A 460-nucleotide genomic window follows, 5' to 3' on the forward strand; every position below is an offset into this window, starting at 1 on the left:
AAAGAAGAGGGGAGGAAGAGAGAAAAGGAAGGGAAAAGAGGGAGGAGAGGAAGAAGAGAAAGGAGGAGGGAAAGAAGGAGGAAGAGGGGGAGAAGAGGGAGGGAAAGGAAAGAGAGGAGAGGAAAAGGAAGAAAGAGAAGGAGAGAGAGAGAGAGAGGGAGAGAGAGAAGGAGGAGAGGGAAGGGAGAAGGGAAGAGAGAAGAGAGAGGAGGAGAAGGAGAGAGGGAAGGAGAAGAGGGAGGAAGAGAAGAGAAAGGAGGGAAGAAAAGGAAAGGGGAAGAAAGGAAAGAAGGAAGAAAAGGGAAGAAAGGAGGGAGAGAAGAGGAAGAAGAAGAAGAAGAGAGGGGGGAGGGAGGGGAAGGAGGGAAGAGGAAAGGAGGGAAGGGGAAGGGAGAAAAAGGAGGGAGAGAGAGGGCGGGAGGAGCCGGAAGATGCGGATTCACACCGCCGCCGCCTGGAG

The 460-nt window shown here is 53.5% G+C and carries 1 protein-coding gene; it reads left to right on the forward strand.

Annotated features, from left to right (window positions below; genetic code table 11):
• A partial coding sequence (locus ACWXWW_RS17885) for a hypothetical protein (RefSeq protein ID WP_455971336.1) occupies positions 1–460 on the forward strand: 460 nt, incomplete at both ends.

The sequence above is a fragment of the Microbacterium sp. KNMS genome (assembly GCF_053851835.1).